We start from the raw sequence: 23,620 nt of genomic DNA on the forward strand, positions 1-23,620 counted from the left end.
GGCGCGAAAGCCGACGCGAATGAGTCGGGCCAGAACCGCCGTCGCCTTCCTCGCGCTCTCCGCCGTCTGGGGGAGCGCCTTCCTCGCCACCGACATCGCCCTCCGGACCGTCCCGCCGGCGTTCCTCGGCGCGGTCCGCTTCGACGTGGCCGCGCTCCTGTTGTTCGCCGTCGCCGTCGCCCGCGGCGACCGGGTCGTTCCCGCCGTCCGCGACGAGTGGCGGCCGATTCTCGCCGGCGGCGTGTTCAGCATCGGGGCCCACCACGCGCTCTTGTTCTCCGGACAGGTGTACGTCCCCGGATCCGTGGCCTCGGTCCTCCTCGGCATCATCCCGCTCGCGACGCCGACGCTCACCCGCCTGACGGCCACCCGCGAGCGACTGTCCCCGCACCGAGTGGTCGGGCTCGTCCTCGGGTTTCTCGGCCTCGTCGTCATCGCCAACCCGGACCCCGGAAATCTACTGTCGTCGAACCTCGTCGGCGCGGTGCTCGTGTTCGGGTCGGCCGTCGCCTTCGCCCTCGGGGCGGTGCTGACCCACGACAGCGAGACGGGGATGTCGCTGCTCGCCGTGCAGGCGTGGATGATGCTCATCGGCGCGGTCACGCTCCACGTCACGAGCGTCGCCCTGCCGTGGGAGTCTGCCGCCGACGCGGCGTGGACCCAGACGACGCTCGTCGCCACCGGCTACCTCGCCGTCGTCGCCGGCGCGGGCGGCTTCCTGCTGTACTTCTGGCTTCTCGACCGAGTCGGCCCAATCGAGGTGAGTCTGCTCGAGTACGTCATCCCGCTTTTCGCCGCGCTCGCCGACTGGACCGTCCTCGGGCGCGTGCCGACGCGCGCCACCGTCGCCGGCTTCGCGCTCATCTTCGCGGGCTTCCTGCTGTTCAAGCGCGACGTGATTCGGGGCGAACTCCGGCGTATCGTGGACCGGCGTCGCGGGCGGCGGCCGACCGACGACTGACGCGCCTCACAGCGAGAACCGCGTCACCGTCTCGTACTCGGGGCCGTCGGGGCCGAGTTCGCTCTTCTTCAGGCGCACCTCGCGCACCCGAAACGACCCGATAGTCGGCGACTCGCCTTCGACGACGCGCCGCACGAGGTCTTTCCCGCGGGCATCGTCCATGCGGGCGAGCGTGGCGTGCGGCGTGAAGTTGTGGTCCTCGGGGTCGAAGCCGAGTGCTGCCGTCTCGTGCTCGATGGCTTCGTGCAGCCGCGTCAACTCGGCCGCGCCGTCGTCGACGCCGAGCCAGACGACTCGGATGTAGTCCAGCGAGGGGAAGACGCCGAGTCCGCCGACCGAGGCGTCGAAGGGACCGACGCCCGCGGCCTCGACGGCCGATTCGACCGCGTCCTCCACCTCGGCGACACGGTCCGACGACACCTCGCCGAGGAACTTCACGGTGACGTGCGCCTGTTCGGGGTCAGTAAACCGAAGCCCGTCCGCGTCCGAAAGCCGGTCCTGTACCGCGGCGACGCCCGCCGCGAGCGAGTCTGGGAGGTCGACGGCGAGAAAGCAACGCATGGCAGCTAGTTGACCAGATTCGGACGTTAACGTTCCGCCGGGTCGCGGTCGGCGTCGCCCGCGCGGTCGTCCTCCTCGGGCGTCCACGTCCGGGCGATGCTGAACGCCTCGCCGTCCACGAACGTCACCTCGTACACGTCGGGCATCGTCAGCCCCGTCCAGAACTCGTGGCCGTAGCGCGGGTCGTAGGCGTTGAACACGAGCGCCATGAGCGTGCCGTGGGTGCCGACGACGACGTGACGGTCGGGGTACGCCTCGACGAGTCGGTCCACGGCGGCGACGCCGCGGGCCTGCGCCTCGGCGTGGGACTCGCCGCCGGGGTGCGAGGCGTTCGGGTTCGCCCAGAGGTGTTCGACAGCCTGTTCGAAGTCCTCGACGTGCGATTCCGCGAGTTCGCGCTCGCGGAGGTCCTCGTCGACGATGAGCGGGGCGTCCGCCGCGTCGGCGACGCCCTCGACCGTGGCGCGGGCGCGCTCGTACGGACTGGTCGCGACCACGTCCGCGAGGTCGGCCAGGCGGGCGGTGACGCGCGCGGCGTCGCGGCGGCCGCGACGCGAGAGCCCGCGGGTGCGCTCGGCGTCGGGAACGTACGGGGAGTGGGCGTGTCGGACGAACGACACGACCGTCGTCGGGAGCGCGGACATTCGGAGACGCTCGCCCGCGGGAGGCTAAAAAGCGGTCGGTGTCGTCCCGCTGACGCAGCGTTTAACCGCCGTGACGCCCAAGCGCGGCTATATGACCGACGACGGCAAGCGACCCCACCGCTTCTCGGAAGGGCAGGGGTTCGACGAGGACTACTCCGACTTCTCGCTCGACCCGCCCGAACTCTCGGTGGACCCGACGAAGGTCGACCCGGTCGACTCGCGCGTCCTGACCGACATCCTCGACCAGCGGAACATCGACCCCGAGGACGTCGACATCGAGAAACTGCTCGACGTGGCGCTCTCGTACATGCAGATAAACCGCTTCGAGGAGGCCACAGAAGCGTTCGAGCGCGTCGCTCGGTTCGCCGGCGACGACGACGACATCGCCCAAGAGGCGTGGGTGAACAAGGGCGCGGCGCACGGCCAACTCGAAGAGTGGGACGAGGCCATCGGCTCCTACCGAGAGGCGCTCAAACTCGACGACGACAGCGAGCACGCCGCGACGGCCCACACCAACCTCGCGTACGCGCTCTGGGAGGCCGGCCAGACGGCCGACGCGCTCGACCACGCTGAGCGCGCCGTCGAACTCGACCCGCGCTTCCCGCAGGCGTGGTACAACCGCGGCTTCTTCCTCCACGAGCGCGGCCTCAACGAGGACGCCGTCAACGCCTTCGACAACGCCATCCGCCTCGGGATGCGCACCCCCGGCGTCCACGAGGAAAAGGCTCGCGCGCTCGAAGAACTCGGGCGCGACGAGGAAGCAGAACAGGCCCAGCAGCAGGCCGACGACCTCCGCGAGCAGGCCGAAGCGGAACTCGTTGAGGAGTACTAGGATGCTCCTCCGCGAGCGGGAGACCCCCGAGGGGCTCCTCGTCTCGGTCTGCGACCCCGACTGCATCGGCGAGACCTACACCGACGACGGCGTCTCGCTGGACGTGACGGAGGACTTCTACGGCGGCGACGAGGCCGAGACCGCCGACGAAGACGCCGTCGTGGACAGCCTCACCCGCGCGACCGTCGCCAACATCGTCGGCGAGGAGTCCGTCTCGGTCGCCATCGACGCCGGCCTCGTGGACGAAGAGACCGTCCTCGAAGTCGGCGGCACGCTCCACGCGCAACTGCTCTGGCTCCGCTGAGCCGCCGTCGAAAATCAGTTTCTCCGGGCCGTCGAGCCGCTACGACGACCGCTCGACGCCCGTCACTTCGAAGCGAGCGCCGCCGCCCTCGGCCTCGGTGACGACGATGTCCCAGTCGTGCGCGTGAACGGCCTGCGCGACGATTGACAGGCCGAGGCCGGTCCCCTCCTCACCCGTGGTGTAGCCGGCCTCGAACACCTCGTCGCGCTCCTCCGCGGGGATGCCGACGCCGTCGTCCTCGACGTAGAAGCCCGTAGCGTCGGCGCTGTCGCCGTCGAGGACGCCGACCGTCACGGTCAGATGGTCGGTCCCGCCGTGCTCGACCGAGTTCCGAAACAGGTTCTCGAACACGTGTCCCAACAGGCCCGGGTCCGCCCGAAACTCGGCGGAGTCGGCGACGGCGAGTTCGGCCGAACCGGTCTCGACGTACTCCCACGCGGCCGCCGCGCGCGTTTCGAGGTCGACCGTGGAGAGGTCCTCGACCGTGTCGTGGCGGGCCAACACCAGCGCGTCGGTGATGATGTCGTCCATCCGGTCGAGCGCGCCCGCGACCGGTTCGAGCCGGTCGGCGTCGACCTCCTCGTCGAGGAGCGATTCGACGTAGCCCACGGCGACCGAAAGCGGGTTTCGGAGGTCGTGCGAGAGCATTCGCGCGAGGTTTCGGAGGCGCTCGGCCCGCTCTTCGGCCTCCAGTTCCGCGCGCTTCCGGTCGGTGATGTCGAGGTGCGCAACCTGGACGTAGGTGTCGCCGTCGTCGGTGAAGCGAGCCGCACGCATCGTGAACCAGAGGTGCTCTTCCGGCGTTTCACAGGGATACTCGAAGGAGAACTCGTCTCTGTCGCCGTCGATGACGGCGCGGATACCCTCGCTGGCCGTCGTCGCGTCGGCGTCGGTGCTGAGGTCGCAGACGCCGAGGTAGTTCGTACCGATGGAACTGCTGTCGCCCTGATAGTCGTTTTCGTTGCCGAACTCCCGCCACGCGCGGTTGGTGTAGACGATGACGCCGTCCTCGTCCAGAATCGCGAGCTGCGTCGGGAGCGCGTCGAGGCTCGAAAACGCGAGCGAAGACGAGGTGTCGTTCGACATTAATAGAGAGACGAACGTGCGCTACTTGATTCGTTTGGGTGGGGAGCCGACACGTCGCCGTCACTATCGCCGTCGCTGTCGTCTCGTCACTGTCGTCACGTCACCGCCACCGGCCACTGTTGCCGGCTGACGAAACCGAAATCGGTTGCAGAGCCGCGTGCGGACCGAAGACGTGTTGTGCCTACGGGGGTAACCCATACCCAATGAGAGTGCAGGAGTCGTACCCCGTCGACGTCGACGCCATCCGCGCGGATTTCCCTATCCTCCAGCGGAAGGTCGGCGGCGACATCTCGACGCCGGGTGAGCACGACGACGACGACACGCCGCTCGTCTACCTCGACAACGCCGCGACGAGCCACACGCCGGAGCAGGTCGTCGACGCCATCGTCGACTACTACCACGGCTACAACTCGAACGTCCACCGCGGCATCCACCACCTGAGCCAGGAAGCCTCCGTCGCCTACGAGAACGCCCACGACCGCGTCGCGGAGTTCATCGGCGCGTCCGGCGGCCGCGAGGAGGTCGTCTTCACGAAGAACACCACCGAGTCGATGAACCTCGTCGCCTACGCGTGGGGTCTCGACGAACTCGGGCCGGGCGACTCGGTCGTCATGACCGAGATGGAACACCACGCCTCGCTGGTCACGTGGCAGCAAATCGCCAAGAAGACCGGCGCGGAGGTGCGCTACATCCGCGTCGACGACGACGGCCGCCTCGACATGGAGCACGCGAAGGAACTCATCGACGACTCCACGAAGATGGTCTCCGTCGTCCACGTCTCGAACACCCTCGGAACCGTCAACCCGGTCGCCGAACTCGCGGACATGGCCCACGAAGTCGGGTCGTACATCTTCGTCGACGGCGCGCAGTCGGTCCCGACCCGCCCCGTCGACGTGGAGGACATCGACGCCGACTTCTTCGCCTTCTCGGGCCACAAGATGTGCGGGCCGACCGGCATCGGCGCGCTCTACGGCAAGCGCGACATCCTCGAGGAGATGCAGCCGTACCTCTACGGCGGCGAGATGATTCGGAGCGTCACCTACGAGGACTCCACGTGGGAGGACCTCCCGTGGAAGTTCGAGGCGGGCACGCCGCCCATCGCGCAGGGCGTCGGCTTCGCCGCGGCCGTGGACTACCTCGACGACATCGGCATGGAGAACGTCCAAGCCCACGAGGAACTGCTCGCGGAGTACGCCTACGACCGCCTCGGCGAGTTCGACGACATCGAGATTTACGGCCCGCCGGGCGACGACCGCGGCGGCCTCGTCGCGTTCAACCTCGACAGCGTCCACGCCCACGACCTCTCGAGCATCCTCAACGAGCAGGGCGTCGCCATCCGCGCCGGCGACCACTGTACCCAGCCGCTCCACGACAAACTCGGCGCGGCGGCCTCGACGCGGGCGTCGTTCTACATTTACAACACGCGGGAGGAAGTCGACAAACTGGTCGACGCCATCGACGCGGCTCGCGAACTGTTCGCCTGAGAGCGAATCGTTCCGCCAACCAACAGTTCGCCTGAGTACGACCGCGTCCCGTGTTAGCAGGCGGTCCGCCCCCAATACATTTGTTCCGCTGACACGTCGTCGGAGCGTATGTTCCAATCGCTGACTAGCTTCCTCGTCGAGACGCTCCGCGAAACCGTCGCGGAGTTCGGGACCACGGTGCAGGACGCCGCGCCGAAGGTGCTCACCGCGGTCGTCTTCCTCGCGCTCGCCTACGTCGGCATCAAGGCGATACTGTTCGTCGTCCGCGGCGTGCTCGACGGGCTGTACCCCGAAGAACAGGACCTCGTGGTCGAACTCGGCGTCGCCGTCGCGGGCGTGTTCCTGTGGTTCGGCGCGGCGCTCGCGCTGTTGAACATCGTCGGCATGACCGAGGTCGCGGCGAGCCTCGGCACCGCGACCGGTTTCATCGCGCTGGGCGTCTCCTACGCGCTGTCGAACATGATAGCCGACACCGTGGCGGGCGTCTACCTGCTTCGAGACCCTGACTTCAACCCCGGCGACCGGGTGAAATCGGACCCGGTGACGGGGACGGTCAGCGCCATCGAACTCCGGAAGACGCGCTTCGAGAACGACGAGGGCGACACCGTCGTCGTAGCCAACCGGGACGTCGAAAAGAAGTGGACGAAGTACGACGCGGAGGCGACCGCAGACGCGTCGACGGCCGACGCGACGTAAGCGGCGAATTCGGCCGAATCGCCGGCCCCGGAATCCTTTTACGGCGCTCGGGCGTAGCCCCGACGAACACCAATGGGCATTGGCTCAGACATGTATCGTCAGCAGATAATGGACCACTACAAGAACCCCCGGAACCACGGTCGGCTGGAGTCGCCGACGTTCACCCACACCGGGGAGAACCCCTCCTGCGGCGATACGATTACGATGGACGTGCAGCTCGCCGACGACGGTGAGACCATAGAGCGCGTCGCGTTCTCCGGCGATGGCTGCGCCATCAGTCAGGCGTCCGCGAGCATGCTCACCCAGCGACTGCCGGGCACGACGCTCTCGGAGCTGGAAGCGATGGACACCGACGACATCACCGAGATGCTCGGCGTCGACATCTCGCCGATGCGCATCAAGTGCGCCGTCCTCGCGCGACAGGTCGCACAGGACGGCGCGAAGATTCACGACGGCGAAATAGAAATCGAGCAGACGAAGACCGAAGACGGCGACGACTGAGCCGCCTTCGGCCGGCGGCGGCACGGCGACCCGAACGCGATTTCGCTATTCTTCTTCCGTCCCCGCGCCGAGCGCCGCAGCCAGCGCGACGAGGTAGCCGAGTCCCGCCTTGACCTCGGGGTCGCGGGTGGCCCGCAGGAGGCCGACCGCGCCCACGGGCGACGCCTCCGCCTCCTCCGCGTCGCCGACGGCGCGAAGCAGGCGCTTCATCCCGGCGACGGTGTCGGGGTCGGAGGCGTCGTCGGCGACCTCTGCGAGCGAGGTGCCGGTCCGCGCGAGCGACCGGACCATCTCGTCGTCGAGCGCGCCGACGCCGAGTTCGAGCACGTCGATGAGGTCGTTGACGAGACCCATTCGCTCGACGAGGAGGGCGACCTCCTCGGGGTTGTTCTCGATGGCCCGCACGAGTTCGTCGGGCACCGGCTGTTCGGTCGTCGTGGTTGGTTCGTGGTCCTGCATTGGTCTCACCTCAGAGCATCCCCCTGGCGGTCAGCCAGTACGATTCGTTGTACGCGTGTTTCGCCCAGTGGATGGGCTTCGACGGCTGGCGCATCGTCGCGGGGGTCTCGTAGTCGAACGAGACGAACGACGCCTCGTCGAGGCCGGTCTCGACGAAACAGACGGTCTTGCCGTCGTACCGCTTCGTCGGCGTGCGACCCCGGACTTCCGCGGCGATTCGCTCCGCGACCGTGAACGCCTGGAAGTGCGCCGCGCTCCCGGCTTTCGGGATTGGGAGCGCCGCCGTGTCGCCGATGGCGTACACGTCCTCGGCGGCGGTCGCGCGAAGAGTCCGCTGGTCGACGTCGACCCAACCGGCGTCGCCGAGGCCCGAGTCGATGATGAGTTCGTCCCCGCGGTGCGGCGGGATGCCGACCAGTAGGTCGTAGTCCACTTCCGCGCCGTTCTTCGCCGAGACGACCCGTTCGTCCGGGTCGACGGCGTCGACGACGAAGTCGGTCTCGACGCGGACGCCCCGTTCGGCCAGAATCGGGTCGGCCCACTCGGCGACCTCTGGCTTCCCGTGGCTCCGCGCCATCGGGTACGTGTAGACGAGGTCGGTGTCTTCGCGCAGACCGCGGCTCCGGAGCCAGTCGTCCACGATGAGCGTGAATTCGAGCGGCGCGGCCGGGCACATGTGGGGCGTCCCGACGACGCTCAATACGAGGCGACCGGCCTCGAACTCGGCGAGCGCGTCGCGGAGCCGTTCGGCCCCCTCGGCGCTGTAGAAGTGGTGTGCGCCCTCCCGGAAGCCGGGAACCGCGTCGGGGTCGAGTTTCGCGCCGGTCGCAAGGACGAGCGTGTCGTAGTCGAGCACCTCGTCGCCGTCCTGACAGTAGAGGCGCTTTTCGTCGGTGTCGACGCGACGGACGCGGTTGGTGACGATGTTCACCCGCTCGTCGACGAGGTCCCGCAGGTCGCGGACGCCGTCCTCCGGCTCCGCGACTCCGAACGGAACGTACAAGAACACCGGCTTGTAGACGTGTTTCGTGTCGTCGGAGACCAGCGACACCTCCACGTCGCCGTCGTCTATCTCCGACGCGAGTTCCTCGGCGAGACGGTTCGAAACCACCGTCCCACCCGTGCCACCGCCAACGACTACGATTCGGTTCGTCATGGAGTTCACCTACCTAAACGGTGGGTCGCCGGCGGGATAGTATTGCAAGCTATTTCCAACATTATGAGAACCAAGCGACGGCGCGGCCGCTCGGAGCGACGAGAGAAGGAGAGAATGTGGGGTGCGACGGAGGGGGTGGGGGAACGGGGATTGTGGAGTCGTGTGAAATCGGCCGAACGGCCGAACGTCGGCTTACTCGGGCTTGAGACCGGCGTCCTGCACGCGCATGATGGCCTCGCCGTCGGCGAGGTTCGGCGCGTCAACGAGGCGGACGATACGCTTGTCGCCCTTGGACTTGCGGAGGTAGATGCGGAACGTCGAGGTGTGGCCGAGGATGTTGCCACCGATGGGCTGGGTCGGGTCGCCGAAGTAGGAGTCGGGGTTCGACGCGACCTGGTTGGTGACGAGGATGCCCGTGTTGAACAGGTCGCCGATGCGCATCAGGTCGTGGAGGTGCTTGTTGAGCTTCTGCTGGCGCTCCGCGAGTTCACCGCGGCCGACGTACTCGGCGCGGAAGTGGGCGGTGAGCGAGTCCACACAAAGGAGGCGGACCGGCCACTCGGTGTCTTCGTGCTCGCCGGCGAGTTCCTTGGCCTTCTCGGCGAGGAGAATCTGGTGGTTGGAGTTGAACGCCTTGGCGACGTGAATCTTGTCGAGGAAGTCGTCGACGAGCGCCTGCATGGTCTCCTCGTCGTCGATGGAGCCCTCCATCTCGCGGTCTTCGAGCGTCGCTTCGAGCGCCTCGTCTTCGAGCCCGCGGACCATGTCGTCGATACGCTCGGGGCGGAACGTGTCCTCGGAGTCGATGAAGATACAGCCGCCGCCGAGGCCGCCGAGTTCCGGCGGGAGCTGAACGTTGACCGCGAGCTGGTGGGTGATCTGGGACTTCCCGGCACCGAACTCGCCGTACACCTCGGTGATGGACTGCGTTTCGAGGCCGCCGCCGAGGAGTTCGTCCACTTCGTCAATCTGCCAGCTCAGCTTGCCGATCTGCTGGCGTCGTTCGAGGACCATCGAGCCGGTCTCGAAGCCGCCCACGTCGGCCGCGTCGCGGGCCGCGTTGATGATGTCGGAGGCCGTGCTGGAGCCGATGTCGGCCTTGTTCGACAGTTCGCCGGGGCTGGCGACCGCGATGGACTGGTAGCTGTCGTAACCGCTCTCGACGAGTTTGTCGGCTGTCGCCGGGCCGACGCCGGGGAGACTTTCGAGGTCGTCTTCTGCCATACCCAGTCGTTCCGCCTATACCCTCATAAACCCTCGTTAACAGTAAGGTGGAAGTGAAATCAGGAGACATCGGCGACCCGATGACGAGCGTCTGACGGAGGTTGAAGTTAGAAGTCGAGACGTTCGGTGGTGACGAAAGGAATCAAGTCAGGTCAGGTTAGGTTAGCCTGATTGGATATGTAGAATCTGACAGAATCAGCGCACAACATACAGAAGGTGTGTCTACCAGTAGAAGTAGCTCATAGATTGAAGCAGCCACACTACACCTAGAAACCGATAGAGCAAGCGTTGAGTCCCGTCAGTATGGCTCCACGGCCGAGAGAAGGGAAGAGATGACCAACATTTCTTATCGAAATTTACTGCCCAGATTGGAGTCAGTATCATAATCACTCCGAGGAGCAGGAGAACCGAATTGAGGACAAAGGTGAGTTCTATCATTACTATCGAACGGAGGGTCTATTGAGTAACCCTTCAAGCAGATCCTCATCGGAACGCTACTAATTTCGGCAGTTTTCCCGTGCAGCAGGTCGGAAGTCGATGAAGTCTGTATCAACCACAACGGTAACCTCGTAACAATCAAAGCCTTCAGTCCCACCTGCATACTCAAGAAAATCTCCCGTTGAAAATGATTCTTCGCCGACACTCTCTGCAGAAATCTCTATTTTGTACGATGTTTGTTCGCCTAACCAGTCTTCTTCGATAAGAACCTCTCCATATGAACCATTGGATTTACCATCAAGTGTGTGAGACTTCTCATAGATAATGTCCCCGTCTCGGCTGACAGTCACCAACGTTTCTGTTTCCTGGGTACGTTGGTTCCGTACGTAGATGCTGTCAAGGCCTGGCGGTTTAGACTCGGTATCCCCACCGGTCATACCTAAGCACCCTCCGAAGGTCGAAATCCCGATTATTGCAAGTATCCGTCGTCGTGAAGTCGGATCAGGTTCAGTCATTTGAATAGATTAAATATTGTAAGACAAATAACAGTACTGGTAGGCCTCCTAGTTGTGTTTATTCACTATATGGAGCAGGCTTATCGAGGCGGTCCCGAATTCGTTCACTACGTGCCTCATCCATCTCTGATTCTGCAACCTCAATGACTTCGGATTTCTTATCTGATAGTGGGCAATTCGTTGCTATGTAATCGAATGTCACTTCCTCACCACTGCTTTGTGTGGAGATCGATGCCTCCTGGTCACTTACCTCCTTGATTCCGTACTTGTCTTTAGCTTCTTGACTCATTTTGTCAGGATGGGGATCCGATTCACCCATCGGTGATATCTCCGGGTCTCCACTACTACCGAAGAACTCCAATTCGCCTTTGAATTCCTTCCATAAAGTAGACGCTGGACTACTATGGTGGCAGAAACCCATCTTGACATTGACTGTCGGACTATATTCATCGGTCTCAAGTTCAACACGGTGGAAAAATGTCGACTGCAACCACGGCAAAGGCGAGGTAAGGCTAGTTGCCATATCACCGTACTCGAATCCACCCGAGAAAATGTCGAAGCCGTCTGGCCTATGACCGAGTTTCGACCTAAGTGCTTCATCGACAGCAAGGAACCACGATAATCCGATGCTGACAGTTCCGATAGCAGCTTTCACCAATGGTTGTCCCCATCCTGGGATAAATTCATCATTGTCATCGCATGGGAATTGACCGTGTTTATCACCCTCCGTAGAGGGTTGTATGTCCCCGTCGGAGGTTTTCAATTTGTAATGCTGTCCGTATATGTGACCTCCCGCGACCCCGGACGTTTCTGAGGCGGCACCACCAGACACTGAGAAAATATGGTACCACTTACCTTTCGACGACGAGTATCCAGATTCTTTCCAGTGGATCGAAATACCACCCTCCAGTTTTTCAGATGATCCAGTAGGATCTGGGAGATCTAATGCTGTGGTTTTGACCTCTTTTTGCGGGCAGCCATTGTTACAGTCCCACTCGTCTTCGTCCGCAGTAGCCTCTTGTTTACTGGCAGTAGCCAGTCCGGAAAGACCTACTGAGCTTAGTGGAATTCCAACTGCACTAAGGTTCTTTATGAATCTTCGTCTATCGATATTGCTGAGCTTTCTTACCACACAACATAACAATACAGTAACATAATTAATTCATTCGTATTAGGTGACATTTTCTCCTTGTCAAACAACTCTCACCGGAGCGGAATTCAGCCGGAGCAACCGCGCGAGTTCTTTGGCGTCAACGCAGTCAGTTTTCTTGTCCGACTGAGCGGTGACCGTCAGCTTGCCTGGGTGAACGACGGTTACGTCCAAATACTCTGCGAGAGTATCGTAGACGGGGTAGTAATTGCTGGTCGCCTCAATCACCGCACGAGAGCCAGCGTCGTTCATTACCGCCTCCTGTGCGTACCGCTTGTGTAAATCGATTTTGAGGTACATTGCTTGTTCCTCCGGGGGAGAACGCCGGTGCGTGAATCAGAAACTCACCCATGCAGGATTTCCCAGATGCCGCGCCACGTGGCATCCGGGCTATGACGCCCATAAGTCGGCTTCTTTCACGCTCGGAGCAGTTAGCATCACACGCTCCGCGGCGCGGAATACAGCTCAGTCTCTTGCGTCCATGCTTGATTCACGCTCCGCTGGGATAGCAGAATTTCCACCGAGTCAGCACGGCCTCAACAAACCACCAGCAACAGAGCCGTCAGGTCAAACCCTCACTCCCACGGGTGGCCGTTCCGCGTCGACGGCCACAGCGGGTACCAGTAGCTCTCGTCGTCCTCTATCGTCAGTTCCCCGTCGAGGACGGATTCGAGTTTGAACTCCAGACTCTGATTCCGCGAGGAGGTGCCCTGCGGAGCGAAGGGGTAGTACGCCCCGCGGCGGAACGAGTAAATCCAGTAGGCGCGGTCGCCGTCGCGCTCGAAGCCGAACAGGGCGGCGAGCAGGCGCGACCCGTAGCCGCGCTCGATGAACTCGTCGGCGGCGAAGTGGACGCTCGTCACGAGGTCCTCGGGGTCGTCGTCGGCGAGGACGACCCAGTTGTAGCCGTGGCCGTCGGTGTGCCGGCGGAACTCGGTGCCGGTCTCCTCGCCCCCGGCGGTGAGGATGTCCTCCACGGCGTCGACGGTGTCCGCGAAGTCGGTGCTATCGACGGAGGAGAAACACAGCGCCGCCTCGTCGGCCGAGTCGAACCGGAGGTCGGCCTCCATCGTGAGATACGCCGTGCTCATCCCGAAGAGGTCCTCGGGGTCCGCTTTGGTGGTCGCGTCGGACTCGGCGCTGATGCCGAGCATGGCGCGGAATGAATCGAACAGCCCCATCGGCGCTTAGACGGTCTCCATCTCGCGCTCCATGTCGCGGAGGCGCTCGACGCGGTTCTCGGTGGAGGGGTGAGTGCTGAACAGGCGACCGATGAAGTCCGACTTGATGGGGATGATGAAGAACGCGTTCATCTCCGAGGTGTCGCGCATGTCGCGCTTCGGGACGTTGTCCATCCGGCCCGAAATCTTGAGCAGTGCGGAGGCGAGCGCAGACGGGCGGCCGGTGATGACCGCTGCACCGCGGTCCGCAGCGTACTCGCGGTAGCGCGACAGCGCCCGAATCAGCAGGTACGAGATAATCCAGACGACGAGCGACGCGAGGATGGCGACGATGACCGGCGCGTTCTGACGGTTGTCGTCGCCGCCGAAGAACCAGCCCCAGCGGACGATGAGGAAGGCGATGCTGGAGAGGAACGACGCGATAGTCATGACCATCACGTCGCGGTTTTTCACGTGCGCGAGCTCGTGGGCGATGACGCCCTCTAACTCGTCGTCATCGAGGGTGTCCATCAGGCCGGTCGTGACGCAGACTGCCGAACTCTTCTGGGAGCGACCCGTCGCGAAGGCGTTCGGGACGCGCGTGTCGGCGATAGCGACCTTGGGCTTCGGGAGGTCAGCCTGCTGAGAGAGGCGACCGACCATCGCGTGGAGCTTCCGCGCCTGCGGGCCGTCGTCCTCGTCGACGACGCTCGCGCCCATGCTGTACAGCGCGATTTTGTCGCTGAAGAAGAACTGCGCGAAGAGGAAGACGCCCATGAACCCGGCCATGACGGCGAGGTTCTGGAAGTAGGCGAACAACACCCCCGCGAAGACGATGTAGAGGGCGAACAGGAGGAACATCGTGAACGCCATCCGCCCACGAAGTCCCCAGTCCGGTTTCCAGTTCATACCACGTGATTAGTAATCCGGCTAATAAACGCTGTTGGAGTGCGAAGGCGTCGCACGCCGGCCCCGGTCGTGAAGAATCGGGACATATCGTTTTGCCGCGGGAGCGCGTAGTTCCGGGTGACATGTTCGCCGATAGGGAAGACGCGGGCCGCTGGCTGGCGGACCTGCTCGACGAGCGAGAAGAGACGGCGGACCTCGTGTTGGCCATCCCGCGGGGCGGCCTCCCCGTCGGCAGAGAGGTCGCAGACCGCCTCAGAGCGCCGCTCGACGTGGTGGTCGCCTCCAAGGTCGGCGCGCCGGACAACCCCGAACTCGCCGTGGGGGCGGTCGCCGGCGACGGGAGCGCGTGGTGGAACGACGACCTGCTTTCGTATCTCGACGTGGGCGAGGACTACCTCGAGCGCGAGCGCGAGCGCGAGGCCGAAGCGGCGAGAGAGAAGGTGTCGCTGTACCGCGGCGGCGACCCACTTCCCGACGTGGCCGGAAAGCGCGTGGTCGTCGTCGACGACGGCGTCGCCACGGGCGCGACCGCCCGAGCGTGCCTGCGACAGGTCGTCACCGGCGACGCTGAGCGCGTCGTCCTCGCGGTCCCGGTCGGGCCACCGCACACGCTCTCGGACCTCGAAGCCGAGTGCGACGCGGTCGTCGCGGTCGAGTCGCCGGAGGCGTTCGGGGCCGTCGGCGCGTTCTACCGCGACTTCGCGCAGGTGTCCGACGAGGAGGCCGCGACGTACCTGGGCGACGAGGCGAGCGGGGACTGAGGCGAGTCGCCGACGGCCGGTGCTCGCCGGCGAGCCGTGACGCCGAACTTAAGCGGTCGAACGGACTAGAGCCGCCAATGAGCGAATCCCGCGACTTCTGCCCTCGGTGCGGCGACCCGGTTCCGGAGCGGCCGGAACCGCTCCCCGGGATGCCGCGCGAGCGCGACGACGTGCTCTGCGACTCGTGTTACTTCGAGGACTTCGACCTCGTGGACGCGCCCGACGAGGTGCAGGTCCGCGTCTGCGCGCAGTGCGGCGCGATTCACCGGGGCAACCGGTGGATCGACGTCGGCGCGCGCGACTACACCGACATCGCCATCGAGGAGGTATCGAACTCCCTCGGCGTCCACCTCAACGCCGAGGAGGTCCGCTGGGGCGTCGAACCCGAACAGGTCGACGAGAACAACATCCGGATGCACTGCCACTTCTCGGGCGTCGTCCGCGGCACGCCGCTGGAGGAGTCCGTCGTCGTCCCGGTGAGCATCGCCCGCGAGACCTGCCAGCGCTGCGGCCGCATCGCAGGCGGCTACTTCGCCAGCCTCGTTCAGGTCCGCGCCGACGACCGGACGCCGACGACGGACGAGGCCGAGACGGCCATCGAAATCGCCGAGTCCTACATCGCGGAGCGCGAGGAGAAAGGCGACCGAGACGCGTTCATCTCGAGTGTCAAACGGACGCCCAACGGCCCGAACATCAAGATTTCGACCAACAAGATGGGAAGCGGTGTCGCCAAGCAGATTCGCGAACGCTTCGGCGGTACCATCGAGGAACACCCGACGCTCGTCACGGAGGACGGCGACGGCAACGAGGTCTACCGCGTCACGTTCGTCGCCCGCCTACCGCGGTTTACCGCCGGCGACGTCATCGACCCCGAAGACGGCGACGGGCCGGTCCTCGTGCGGAGCAACCGCGGTCGGCTCAAGGGGACGCGTCTCACCTCGGGCGACCCCTACGAGTCGGAGTTCGAGGAAGGCGAGCGGCCCGAAGCCGAGGACCTCGGCTCCGTCGAGGACGCGGCGGAGACCACCGTCGTCACCGTCGAGGACGAACACGCCGTGCAGGTGCTCGACCCCGAGACGTACGAGGCGAAGACCATCCCGCGGCCGGACTACTTCGACCCCGACGCGCCGATGGTGCCGGTCCTCAAGAGCCAGTCGGGACTGTACATCCTCCCCGAGGAAGTCGTCGAGAGCGAAGACGAGGAGTAAGACCGCAGCGGGGAAAGACAGAACGCGGTGGCGACGACGTTTGCGTTTTTACGAATCGTGGGTCGACCGACAACTGAATACGAAAAGCGGTCGCTCAGGAACGGGAGATAATCGAACGACGGAGCAGAATCAGTCGGCGCTGGCCGGCCGGTCCGTCGAGAGGGACGCGGCCGGAGCGTCGTCTTCGTGCACGGGCACACCGTGGCGCTGGAGGGCGAGGAGCAGGTCGTCTTCGGAGTAGCCGGAGCGAGCGGCCGCCTGCGAGAGTGTGAGTGTCCCACTACGATACAGTGTCATCGCCGTGGCGAGTGCGTTGGTGTGCATGGCCGATACTCCACCATTCAGGGGCATTGGTGTTAACTATTTCGTGAGAAAGCGTGTCAAAGACAAAATTAGGAGAACTATAGCTTTACAAACGACAGCCTATTTTCGCATCACGTTCGCCAAACAGCTAAACACATTAACAATCATTGAGGAATTGTGTCGGAGGCGGCGACTCTCTTGGACACTATGGCGATTTTTGCCGCTCAAACGGTACGAGATGGCATGACACCGAGAGGGCGGGCTCGTCCACCGGGCGTTGGTTATCACTCGTGGGAACCGGTTCAGAAACGTTAATTATCGGCCGTCCAACGCACGGCTATGGACCGACAGCAGGTTATCGCGCTAACGCTCGTCGCGCTCATGATTGGGTCGGCGCTGCTCTCTGGGGCCAGCCTCTTCCTGTAATCACTCGCCCCAGACGTCGGAAAGCGGGTGATTGCTCCGGCCGCTGTCGTCGGAGCCGCCGGACGAGCCGCTGCTTTTTCCACTACCGGAACCGCCGGACGACGTGCCGCCGGAACTACCCGCGCGACTCCCCGAAGAGCCCGAGCCGCCCCGCGAGCCAGCGCTCCCACCCGACGCTCCGGACGACCGACTCGTCGAGCCGCCGAGGTTCGCGGTCCCACCAAGCGCGTTGTCCGCGTTCCCCCCGCGGCCGCCCGCCGCGACGGGGTCGAACTCGGGGAGGTCGGGTTTCGTCATGCGGTCGACCTGCGCCGCGAACCAGTCGGGCATGTCGGTCCGCGTCTTGTCGAACAGTTGGAGCAGACTGCTGTCGGCGACGTAGGTGTCGCCGTAGTCGTCGGGCGCGCGAACGACCCGCCCGCACGCCTGAATCACGGTTCGGAGGGCGGCACGGCGGTACCACGCCCACTGGCCGTCTTCGAGGCGGCGGGCGACTCTGGAGTCGTTCGTGTTGAGGTAGGGCGCTTTGCAGAGCACCTGCCAGCGACAGAGGTCGCCTTTCAGGTCCAGCGCCTCCTCCATCTTCACGGAGAGGAACACCTCCGGGCGGTCGGTCGCCTTCCACGTCTCCAGTTCCACGTTTCGGTCGTCGCGGTCGTGGCCGCGGACGCGGTTGCCGAGGCCCATCTCGGCGAGGCGGCGGCGAAGTTCCGCCTGAATCGCGTAGGAGTGGCAGTGAATCAGCCCCTTCTCGTCGGGGTGTTTCGCCATCAGGCGGACGGCGAGGCGGGCGATTTTGGGGAGCGTCTCGTCGCGGTGCTCGTAGGTCATCTTCCCCTGCGTCACGTCGTACAGCGGGCGGTTCTCGACGGGGAACGTGTGTTCGACGTCCACCAGCGCGACCTTCGAGGGGTCGAGGCCCACCGAGCGACAGAACGCCGCCTTGTTCAGGATGGTCGCCGACAGGAGCGCGAACTTGTTCCCGCGGTCCCAGACGGTGTGTTTGAGGTACTTCGCGGGGTCGAGCGGCTTGATGGCGATGGGCGACCCCTCGCCGTCGTGCTGGTCGACGACCCACGTCGTCGGGCTCTGGGGGTCGCGGTAGTCCTCGACGAACCACTGCAGTTCGCCGATGAGTTCCTGCAGGCGGTCGCGGCGGGCGGCCTCCTCGGGCGTCAGTTCGGACTTCGTCAGCAACTCGTCTTTCTCGCGCTTACAGACGCCGACGAGCGTCTCCGCGAAGCGCGAGGCGCGTTCGACGGGGTCGCCCGCGGCCGCCACGTCGGGGACGCCGATGTCGTCCCACACCGGGACGGTTCGGGGCTTCAGGTCGATAGTCGCGTACATCTCGGCCCACTCGGCCAGTCCGTGGGCCTCGTCGACGACGACCACGTCGCGTTTTCTGAACACGTCGGAGCCGGCGGTCTGCATAAAGTACGCGAGCGTCATCGCCGCGATTTGGCGGTTCGAGGCGATGGCGCGGTCGGAGAAGTACGGACAGCGGTGCCGGACTGAGCAGTCGAAGCCGCGCTTGCGGGCGCAGGGCGCGCGGTCGACCGGGGTGTCTTCCTCGCCGCGGATGATGCAGTTGTAGTTGGACTTCCCGCGGATTATCTTGAGGTCCGAAAGCAGGTCGTCTTCGGCCACGTCGTCGAGTTGCGACACCTGCGGGGTCGTGTAGTAGGCGTCGGTCGCCTGCGCGGGCGAGGTCTCGTCTACGGTCGCCGCCGACCCCGCGATGGCGCGGGCGAGAAGCGACTTGCCGCTCCCGGTCGGCGCGCGGACCAAGACCACGTCGTTGCCGTCGGCGAAGGCGTCGCGGATGTCGCGCAGGGCCTGCTCCTGCGCGCCGCGGAAACTGGGGGCCGGAAACGAGTCGATGATGCGCGACGGGTCCACGATCGATGGAGTCCTCGGACGGGCCTAAATCCACCGCTCCGGGGTGAAGTCGTGTCCGAGACGGCTCGACGAAACGCGGCTCTAAAGCGCCGCCACGTCCTCAGCCGTTGGTTCGCGGTCGCCCGGCAGTCGCTCCATGCAGTCGAAACAGAGGAAGTGTTCGGAGCCGTCGACGAGTTCCAGCGTCATCCCGCCGGACGAGGAGGTGGGGAAGTTCCAGAGGTCGCCGATGCCGCCGGCGATACGGACGCCCTTCCCGCAGGCGTCGCACGGTTCGGAGGTCATGAGGGAACCGAGGACCCGAGGCGGCAAAAGCGCCCCGCCGCGTCGTCGAGAACGTAACCGGCCGGCGTCGGCGACCCGCCGGGAGATTCTTGTCGGCTGGCGTATAACTTTCGTGGCATGCGCGTCGACTGCGAAGGCTGTGCGGGCTGCTGTATCGACTGGCGTCCGGTCGCGCCGGTCCCGCTCGACCACGAGCGCCGCGGACCGCGCGCGCCGCTCGACGACACCTACAACCTCGTTCCGCTGACCCGCGACGAGGTTCGTGACTTCGTCGAGGCCGGACTGGGCGACGTTCTCACCCCGCGGCTGTGGGAAGCGCCGCCGGGCGAGGGCGTCGAAATCGACGGCGTCGAAGTCGCCGCAATCGCCGGGAAGCCGGCGTTCTTCGTCGGCATGCGCAAGCCGCCGAAGCCCGTCGCGCCGTTCGGTCTGGAGCGGACGTGGCTCCGCGCCTGCGCGTTTCTCGACCCCGATACCCTCCAGTGCCGCATCCACGACACGGAGTTCTATCCCGACGAGTGCGCCGAATATCCGGGTCACAACCTCGTCCTCGGAAAGGAGACCGAGTGCGAGCGCGTCGAGCGACACCACGGCGGCGAGCGCCTGCTCGGCGACGCGCCCCCGGACGACCTCCACGGCCTGCTCCTCGGCCCCCACGCCCTCGGCGCGAAGGTGTTCGTCCACCCCGACCCCGAACGGCTGGCCGGGACCATCGAGCACCTCAAGACGCGGGAGCTGACCCCGGAAGACCGCGCGGAGTTCGTCGGCGTCGCGGTCGGGTCGCACCCGGGGTCGACCGAGGTCGATGACGACCGCGCTTCGCGGGCGCGTGCGAAGACGCTCGAAAGCGAGTCGTGGGCGGGCGAAGCCGTCGCCGCGTGGGACGCGGTCGCCGGTCGCCTCGGGAGCGCGGCCGACGACGCACCGGACCCCGACGAGGTCGAAGTCGCTCGCGGCGCGCCCGAAACGCCCGGCTGGGACGTGGTGCGCGGCGACGACTGAGTCGCGGGTGGCGAGCGACGGGCGGGCCGCGGACAGCCGATTGCCGGTCGGACGGGCGATACGTTAACATCGTGAGCGGCGCTACCTTACGGCATGAAAGTGCTCGTGACCGGTGCGACCGGATTCGTCGGCCGGCACCTCGTGCCTCTCCTCCTCGACGCCGACCACGACGTGGTCGTCTTCGTCCGCGACGCGGCGCGCTACGACGGTCCGCCGGACGTGGACGTGGTCGAAGGCGACATCTTCGAACCGGCGACGGTCGCCCCCGCGATGGCGGGTATCGACGCGGCGTATTACCTCATCCACTCGATGCACTCCGGCGGTGATTTCGAGGCGCGCGACCGGCTCGCGGCCCGCAACTTCGTCGACGCCGCCGAGTCCGCCGGAGTCGGACGAATCGTCTACCTCGGCGGCCTCGGCGAGGACCGCGACCAGCTCTCGCCGCACCTGCGGTCGCGCCGCGAGGTCGAACACATCCTCGCGTCGGGGTTACCCGACCTCACGACGCTCCGGGCGGCCATCATCGTCGGCGCAGGGAGCGCGAGCTTCGAGATGGTCCGGCAACTCGCCAAGCGTCTCCCGGTCATGGTGACGCCGCAGTGGGTCGAAACGCGGTGCCAACCCATCGCTATCGCCGACGTGGTTGCTTACCTCGCGGGCGTCCTCGACCACCCCGAGACGACGGGCGAGACCTACGAAATCGGCGGCCCGGACGTGCTCACCTACCGAGAGATGCTCCAGCGCGTCGGCGCGCAGTTGGGCCACGCGCCACGAATCGTCGCCGTGCCCGTGTTGACGCCGCGGCTCTCGTCGTACTGGATTGGTCTCGTGACCGACGTGGACACGGGGGTCGCCCGTCCGCTCATCGAGGGGCTGAAAAACCCCGTCGTCGTCGGCGACGACCGCATCCGCGACATCGTCGAGGTGGACGAGACGCCGTTCGACGCCGCGGTCGAGCGGGCGCTCCGCGAGGAGCGCGAGATGCGGGAGCAAGCCGTCGAACCGGCGTCGACGACCCCGACGTGAGCGGGACACGAACCGCCCGCCCGCGCGCCCCGAGCGCGGCGGCGATTGATATACCGCGGGGCCGTAGGGGTGGGATATGAACGACGCCCCGGAGTACGGCGAGACGTGGGTGTACGAGAGCATCGTCGGCGCGCTCCCGGGCGTGAACATCGGCGAGGCGGGGGCGATTGCCCTCCAAATCGCCGTCTTCGAGGTCGCGGTGCTCTTCTTCGCGTGGGTGTACGACCTGTGGACCGCGGCGGTCGCGGGCACCGCGGCCATCGTCGTCGCGGCCGCGGGGAGCGTCGTGATGCTCCGCATGGGCGAGTGGACCCGCGCCGCGAGGGTTCCAGCGCCCTATCGACGCCTGCTGTTCGGGTCGAGCATCGAGGTCGTCCTGGGCGTACTCGCGTTCGTCGCGCTCGTGACGCATCTGTTCGTCTTCGACCCGCGACAGCCGGGGACGCCGCTCATGACGACGCTGTTCGGCCCCGAACCGCCGGTCGTGGTCGTCTACCTGACGCTGCTCGTCCTTTGGGACCTCTGTTACCGAATCGGCACGTCGTGGTGGGCGGCGGTCGTCGGCCTCTGGGGAGCGGTCCGCTATCGGTTCGACGGCCCGACCGCAAGGACGGTCAGGCGGGTGAACCTCCTGAACGTCGGCTTCGCGGTCGCGCAGGTGCTGTTGCTCCCGTTCGTCGCGGACCAGCCGGTGCTCCTCTTCGCGGTCGGCGGGCACGTCGTCGCCGTGACCGGCGTCTCGGTGACGGCGGCGGCGCTAACGAGGACGTGAGGTACGCAGGAACAGGAGAAGTTACGGGTCAGTCGTCCGACTTCATCCGCTTGAACTGTTCGAGCAGCGCGTCGGTCGAGTCGCCGGAGTCGTACTCGATACTGCCGCGGTAGGTCTTCCGGTCGTCGTCGGTGCCGGGTTCGACCTGGCTCGTCATCCGCTCGCGGCGTTCGTGTTCGGCTTCGTCGTATGCCCCCATTGACATGGTTCGACTTACCATGTGGGAGTGTGGCACATATAGCTATCGGAGAAGTTCACAATCGTGATACTCAGCCGGGCGGGGGTCAGAAGGGGTAGGGAACAGCCGAAAACGGGCCCCGAGGCAGGAAAGGGTAAAAACAATCGCCGAACTACACCGTGTGTGGCACGCCCGCTTCGCTTTCGTTACGCCCCCGGACGCTGGGACGACTCGCGCATAGCCCGCGATATCCTCCAGCCGCTCGACGCCAACCTCGGCGCCGAGATGGGTGCACCGTGGTACGCACCGCCCGAGGGGTACGAGGCCCGTCGGTTCGATATGGACAACGGCGACACCGCCCTCTTCGCGTGGACCGACGACCACGCCTACTGGATAGGCAACACCGAGACGCCGAGTTCGCTGTGGCGGACCGACAAGGAGGGCTTCGACGAGGCTCCCTTCGAGGTCTCCCGGTGGGCCCAGCGCGAACTCATCGCCGAGCTGTTCGACCAGTCACCGTGGCTGAAGCCCTATCCGCACCTCTCGTGGTTCTTTCTCCCGGTGTTCCTCTCGAAGGACGGCCGCGAGACGACCCGCGAGTTCTTCCACGACCACGCCGCGGGCTTCCCCGACGCGACCCGCGAGGAGGCCCTTGAGTTCTACGAGTCGTTCTTCGCCACGGGCGTCCTCGACGAGTACCGCGAGGTCATGGCCGGAAAGCTCGGCACCTCGGAGTACTTCGACCCGATACGGATGGCCGCCGCGATGGGCGAGTTCGACGTGGCGTACCTCCTCGACGATGCGGGGTACGACATCACGCCCGAAATCGCCGTGACGACCGGCCACTCCATCGACTTCCGCGCGGAGAACACCCCCGCGGGCGGCGCGCTCATCGAGGTGACGCGCCCCCTCCCGCCGAACCGACGCTCCGTGAGCAACCCCATCGCCGCCATCCGCGACACGGCGCAGACCAAGACCAACGGCGAGGGGCAGCTCGCCGAACACGGCGGCGGCGTGACCCTGTTCGTCGACTGCTCGTCGTTCCCCGACGACGACTGGTCCGCCATCATGGGCGAGAAACCCGACGTGCGGCACCGGCCGGCCGTCGTGTTCCGCCTCCGCCCGTCTGGGCACGTCGAAGGCTACTCGAAGGGGTCGGTCCCGGTGGACCTGCCGTGGCTCGCTGACTGACGTTCGTTCTGACCGGTTGTGGACCGGCCACATCGCGGGCACGCGGTCGAGGACGCCGAATCCGACCCTGAGCCGGTGGCTCGCGGGTCGCAGTCAGAAAGGAAAAAATCGAGACGAGACGAGAGCCGGCCTCAGAACGAGACCATCTCGGGGCCGTTCTCACCGAGCGGGGACGGGTCGCGGTCGCTGTAGTATCGACGACCAATTGCCTCGTGGCCGACGCCGGTGAAGAGGGCGTCCCGCACGTCCTGCGGGCACGTGTACGTCTCGTCGCCGAGACGGGCCAGGATCTGTGCGACAGTCTCCTGACCGTTCTGGAGCTCGATTACTTCGTCGCCGTATCGTTGGGCGAAGTCGGTCGAGCTAATCGGGTATTCGTGGCGATCGATGGCGTCGCCGAGTCCGTTCAGGCGCATTACACCCACAGCTGTGTCGTCACTATTCTTAATGATTTTCCATGTATTTGTTTAGTGCCTTTGTAGTCCTTAA

At 65.4% G+C, this 23,620-nt stretch carries 27 protein-coding genes and 1 pseudogene; 12 read left to right on the top strand and 16 right to left on the bottom strand.

Features of this window, described 5'->3' with window-relative positions; all coding sequences use genetic code 11:
• Positions 1-19 precede the first annotated feature (19 nt).
• Positions 20-961, top strand: coding sequence for a DMT family transporter (locus C5B90_RS07245; protein WP_115880222.1), 942 nt, complete (start codon positions 20-22; stop codon positions 959-961).
• Positions 962-967: 6 nt separating this feature from the next.
• Here the strand turns inward: C5B90_RS07245 and thpR are convergent, their stop codons facing one another.
• Entirely contained in the window at positions 968-1,522 is a 555-nt protein-coding gene (gene thpR, locus C5B90_RS07250) for an RNA 2',3'-cyclic phosphodiesterase (RefSeq protein WP_115880224.1), read from the bottom strand.
• Between the two features lie 26 nt (positions 1,523-1,548).
• Entirely contained in the window at positions 1,549-2,166 is a 618-nt protein-coding gene (locus C5B90_RS07255; protein WP_115880226.1) for a histidine phosphatase family protein, read from the bottom strand.
• A 91-nt stretch (positions 2,167-2,257) separates the two neighbouring features.
• Between C5B90_RS07255 and C5B90_RS07260 the strand changes: the two genes are divergently transcribed.
• Together C5B90_RS07260 and C5B90_RS07265 are read left to right on the top strand one after the other, a co-directional pair.
• Positions 2,258-2,998 carry a tetratricopeptide repeat protein gene (locus C5B90_RS07260; RefSeq protein WP_004968869.1) on the top strand — a complete coding sequence of 247 codons (741 nt, stop codon included), beginning with the start codon at positions 2,258-2,260 and terminating at the stop codon, positions 2,996-2,998.
• 1 nt (position 2,999) lies between these two features.
• The gene (locus C5B90_RS07265) at positions 3,000-3,302 is read left to right on the top strand and encodes a DUF424 domain-containing protein (protein ID WP_004968868.1); all 303 of its coding nucleotides are present in this window, start codon (positions 3,000-3,002) and stop codon (positions 3,300-3,302) included.
• Positions 3,303-3,341: 39 nt separating this feature from the next.
• Here C5B90_RS07265 and C5B90_RS07270 read toward each other — a convergent pair whose 3' ends face one another.
• Complete coding sequence (locus tag C5B90_RS07270) at positions 3,342-4,388, bottom strand: PAS domain-containing sensor histidine kinase (RefSeq protein ID WP_115880228.1); 1,047 nt, start codon at positions 4,386-4,388, stop codon at positions 3,342-3,344.
• A gap of 209 nt (positions 4,389-4,597) precedes the next feature.
• On the opposite strand from C5B90_RS07270, the gene sufS reads away from it, so the two are divergent.
• The 3 genes from sufS (at position 4,598) to sufU (ending at position 7,069) form a co-directional block, all read left to right on the top strand.
• Entirely contained in the window at positions 4,598-5,872 is a 1,275-nt protein-coding gene (gene sufS / locus C5B90_RS07275) for a bifunctional cysteine desulfurase/selenocysteine lyase SufS (protein ID WP_233511935.1), read from the top strand.
• 108 nt (positions 5,873-5,980) lie between these two features.
• Positions 5,981-6,568, top strand: coding sequence for a mechanosensitive ion channel domain-containing protein (locus C5B90_RS07280; protein WP_115880232.1), 588 nt, complete (start codon positions 5,981-5,983; stop codon positions 6,566-6,568).
• A 72-nt stretch (positions 6,569-6,640) separates the two neighbouring features.
• Positions 6,641-7,069, top strand: a complete 429-nt coding sequence (gene sufU / locus C5B90_RS07285; protein ID WP_004968864.1) for a Fe-S cluster assembly sulfur transfer protein SufU — start codon at positions 6,641-6,643, stop codon at positions 7,067-7,069.
• A gap of 45 nt (positions 7,070-7,114) precedes the next feature.
• On the opposite strand, the gene C5B90_RS07290 is transcribed toward sufU, so the two are convergent.
• The 8 genes and pseudogenes from C5B90_RS07290 to htpX form a co-directional block, all read right to left on the bottom strand.
• The gene (locus tag C5B90_RS07290; protein WP_115880234.1) at positions 7,115-7,528 is read right to left on the bottom strand and encodes a DUF1641 domain-containing protein; all 414 of its coding nucleotides are present in this window, start codon (positions 7,526-7,528) and stop codon (positions 7,115-7,117) included.
• Between the two features lie 10 nt (positions 7,529-7,538).
• Positions 7,539-8,684 (bottom strand): NAD(P)/FAD-dependent oxidoreductase, encoded by a 1,146-nt coding sequence (locus C5B90_RS07295; RefSeq protein WP_115880236.1) that lies wholly within the window; start codon positions 8,682-8,684, stop codon positions 7,539-7,541.
• Between the two features lie 192 nt (positions 8,685-8,876).
• A complete protein-coding gene (radA, locus tag C5B90_RS07300) occupies positions 8,877-9,908 on the bottom strand; it encodes a DNA repair and recombination protein RadA (RefSeq protein WP_115880238.1) in 1,032 nt (343 codons plus the stop codon).
• A gap of 497 nt (positions 9,909-10,405) precedes the next feature.
• Positions 10,406-10,783 (bottom strand): hypothetical protein, encoded by a 378-nt coding sequence (locus C5B90_RS20285; RefSeq protein ID WP_148708206.1) that lies wholly within the window; start codon positions 10,781-10,783, stop codon positions 10,406-10,408.
• Positions 10,784-10,919: 136 nt separating this feature from the next.
• Entirely contained in the window at positions 10,920-11,993 is a 1,074-nt protein-coding gene (locus tag C5B90_RS20290) for a hypothetical protein (RefSeq protein WP_148708207.1), read from the bottom strand.
• Between the two features lie 75 nt (positions 11,994-12,068).
• Positions 12,069-12,311 (bottom strand): annotated as a pseudogene (locus C5B90_RS07305) (IS110 family transposase); the annotation flags it as partial.
• Positions 12,312-12,586: 275 nt separating this feature from the next.
• On the bottom strand, positions 12,587-13,192 hold the full coding sequence (locus C5B90_RS07310) for a hypothetical protein (RefSeq protein WP_058827930.1): 606 nt from the start codon (positions 13,190-13,192) through the stop codon (positions 12,587-12,589).
• 6 nt (positions 13,193-13,198) lie between these two features.
• Positions 13,199-14,080: a zinc metalloprotease HtpX gene (gene htpX, locus C5B90_RS07315; protein WP_115880240.1), complete on the bottom strand. Its 882-nt coding sequence runs from the start codon at positions 14,078-14,080 to the stop codon at positions 13,199-13,201.
• A 122-nt stretch (positions 14,081-14,202) separates the two neighbouring features.
• Between htpX and C5B90_RS07320 the strand changes: the two genes are divergently transcribed.
• Positions 14,203-14,841 carry a phosphoribosyltransferase gene (locus tag C5B90_RS07320; RefSeq protein ID WP_115880242.1) on the top strand — a complete coding sequence of 213 codons (639 nt, stop codon included), beginning with the start codon at positions 14,203-14,205 and terminating at the stop codon, positions 14,839-14,841.
• 77 nt (positions 14,842-14,918) lie between these two features.
• Positions 14,919-16,049 (top strand): 60S ribosomal export protein NMD3, encoded by a 1,131-nt coding sequence (locus tag C5B90_RS07325; protein WP_115880244.1) that lies wholly within the window; start codon positions 14,919-14,921, stop codon positions 16,047-16,049.
• A gap of 129 nt (positions 16,050-16,178) precedes the next feature.
• On the opposite strand, the gene C5B90_RS07330 is transcribed toward C5B90_RS07325, so the two are convergent.
• From C5B90_RS07330 to C5B90_RS07340, 3 genes are all read right to left on the bottom strand, one after another.
• A complete protein-coding gene (locus C5B90_RS07330; RefSeq protein ID WP_008091125.1) occupies positions 16,179-16,373 on the bottom strand; it encodes a UPF0175 family protein in 195 nt (64 codons plus the stop codon).
• A gap of 405 nt (positions 16,374-16,778) precedes the next feature.
• The gene (locus C5B90_RS07335) at positions 16,779-18,677 is read right to left on the bottom strand and encodes a helicase C-terminal domain-containing protein (protein ID WP_115880246.1); all 1,899 of its coding nucleotides are present in this window, start codon (positions 18,675-18,677) and stop codon (positions 16,779-16,781) included.
• An 81-nt stretch (positions 18,678-18,758) separates the two neighbouring features.
• Positions 18,759-18,962 (bottom strand): hypothetical protein, encoded by a 204-nt coding sequence (locus C5B90_RS07340; protein ID WP_004045177.1) that lies wholly within the window; start codon positions 18,960-18,962, stop codon positions 18,759-18,761.
• Positions 18,963-19,079: 117 nt separating this feature from the next.
• On the opposite strand from C5B90_RS07340, the gene C5B90_RS07345 reads away from it, so the two are divergent.
• The 3 genes from C5B90_RS07345 to C5B90_RS07355 all read left to right on the top strand — a co-directional run bounded on the left by C5B90_RS07345 (position 19,080) and on the right by C5B90_RS07355 (position 21,762).
• Positions 19,080-19,964 carry a YkgJ family cysteine cluster protein gene (locus C5B90_RS07345; RefSeq protein ID WP_115880248.1) on the top strand — a complete coding sequence of 295 codons (885 nt, stop codon included), beginning with the start codon at positions 19,080-19,082 and terminating at the stop codon, positions 19,962-19,964.
• Positions 19,965-20,057: 93 nt separating this feature from the next.
• Positions 20,058-20,990: an NAD(P)H-binding protein gene (locus tag C5B90_RS07350; protein WP_115880250.1), complete on the top strand. Its 933-nt coding sequence runs from the start codon at positions 20,058-20,060 to the stop codon at positions 20,988-20,990.
• A gap of 76 nt (positions 20,991-21,066) precedes the next feature.
• A complete protein-coding gene (locus C5B90_RS07355) occupies positions 21,067-21,762 on the top strand; it encodes a hypothetical protein (RefSeq protein ID WP_115880252.1) in 696 nt (231 codons plus the stop codon).
• A 28-nt stretch (positions 21,763-21,790) separates the two neighbouring features.
• On the opposite strand, the gene C5B90_RS20780 is transcribed toward C5B90_RS07355, so the two are convergent.
• The gene (locus C5B90_RS20780; protein WP_199180556.1) at positions 21,791-21,967 is read right to left on the bottom strand and encodes a DUF5786 family protein; all 177 of its coding nucleotides are present in this window, start codon (positions 21,965-21,967) and stop codon (positions 21,791-21,793) included.
• 156 nt (positions 21,968-22,123) lie between these two features.
• Here C5B90_RS20780 and C5B90_RS07360 point away from each other — a divergent pair, with 156 nt between their 5' ends.
• On the top strand, positions 22,124-23,131 hold the full coding sequence (locus C5B90_RS07360; RefSeq protein WP_115880254.1) for a DUF5784 family protein: 1,008 nt from the start codon (positions 22,124-22,126) through the stop codon (positions 23,129-23,131).
• A 131-nt stretch (positions 23,132-23,262) separates the two neighbouring features.
• On the opposite strand, the gene C5B90_RS07365 is transcribed toward C5B90_RS07360, so the two are convergent.
• Positions 23,263-23,547: a hypothetical protein gene (locus tag C5B90_RS07365; protein ID WP_058827939.1), complete on the bottom strand. Its 285-nt coding sequence runs from the start codon at positions 23,545-23,547 to the stop codon at positions 23,263-23,265.
• Between the last annotated feature and the right edge of the window lie 73 nt (positions 23,548-23,620).

Source organism: Haloferax sp. Atlit-12N (assembly GCF_003383095.1).
GTDB lineage: Archaea > Halobacteriota > Halobacteria > Halobacteriales > Haloferacaceae > Haloferax.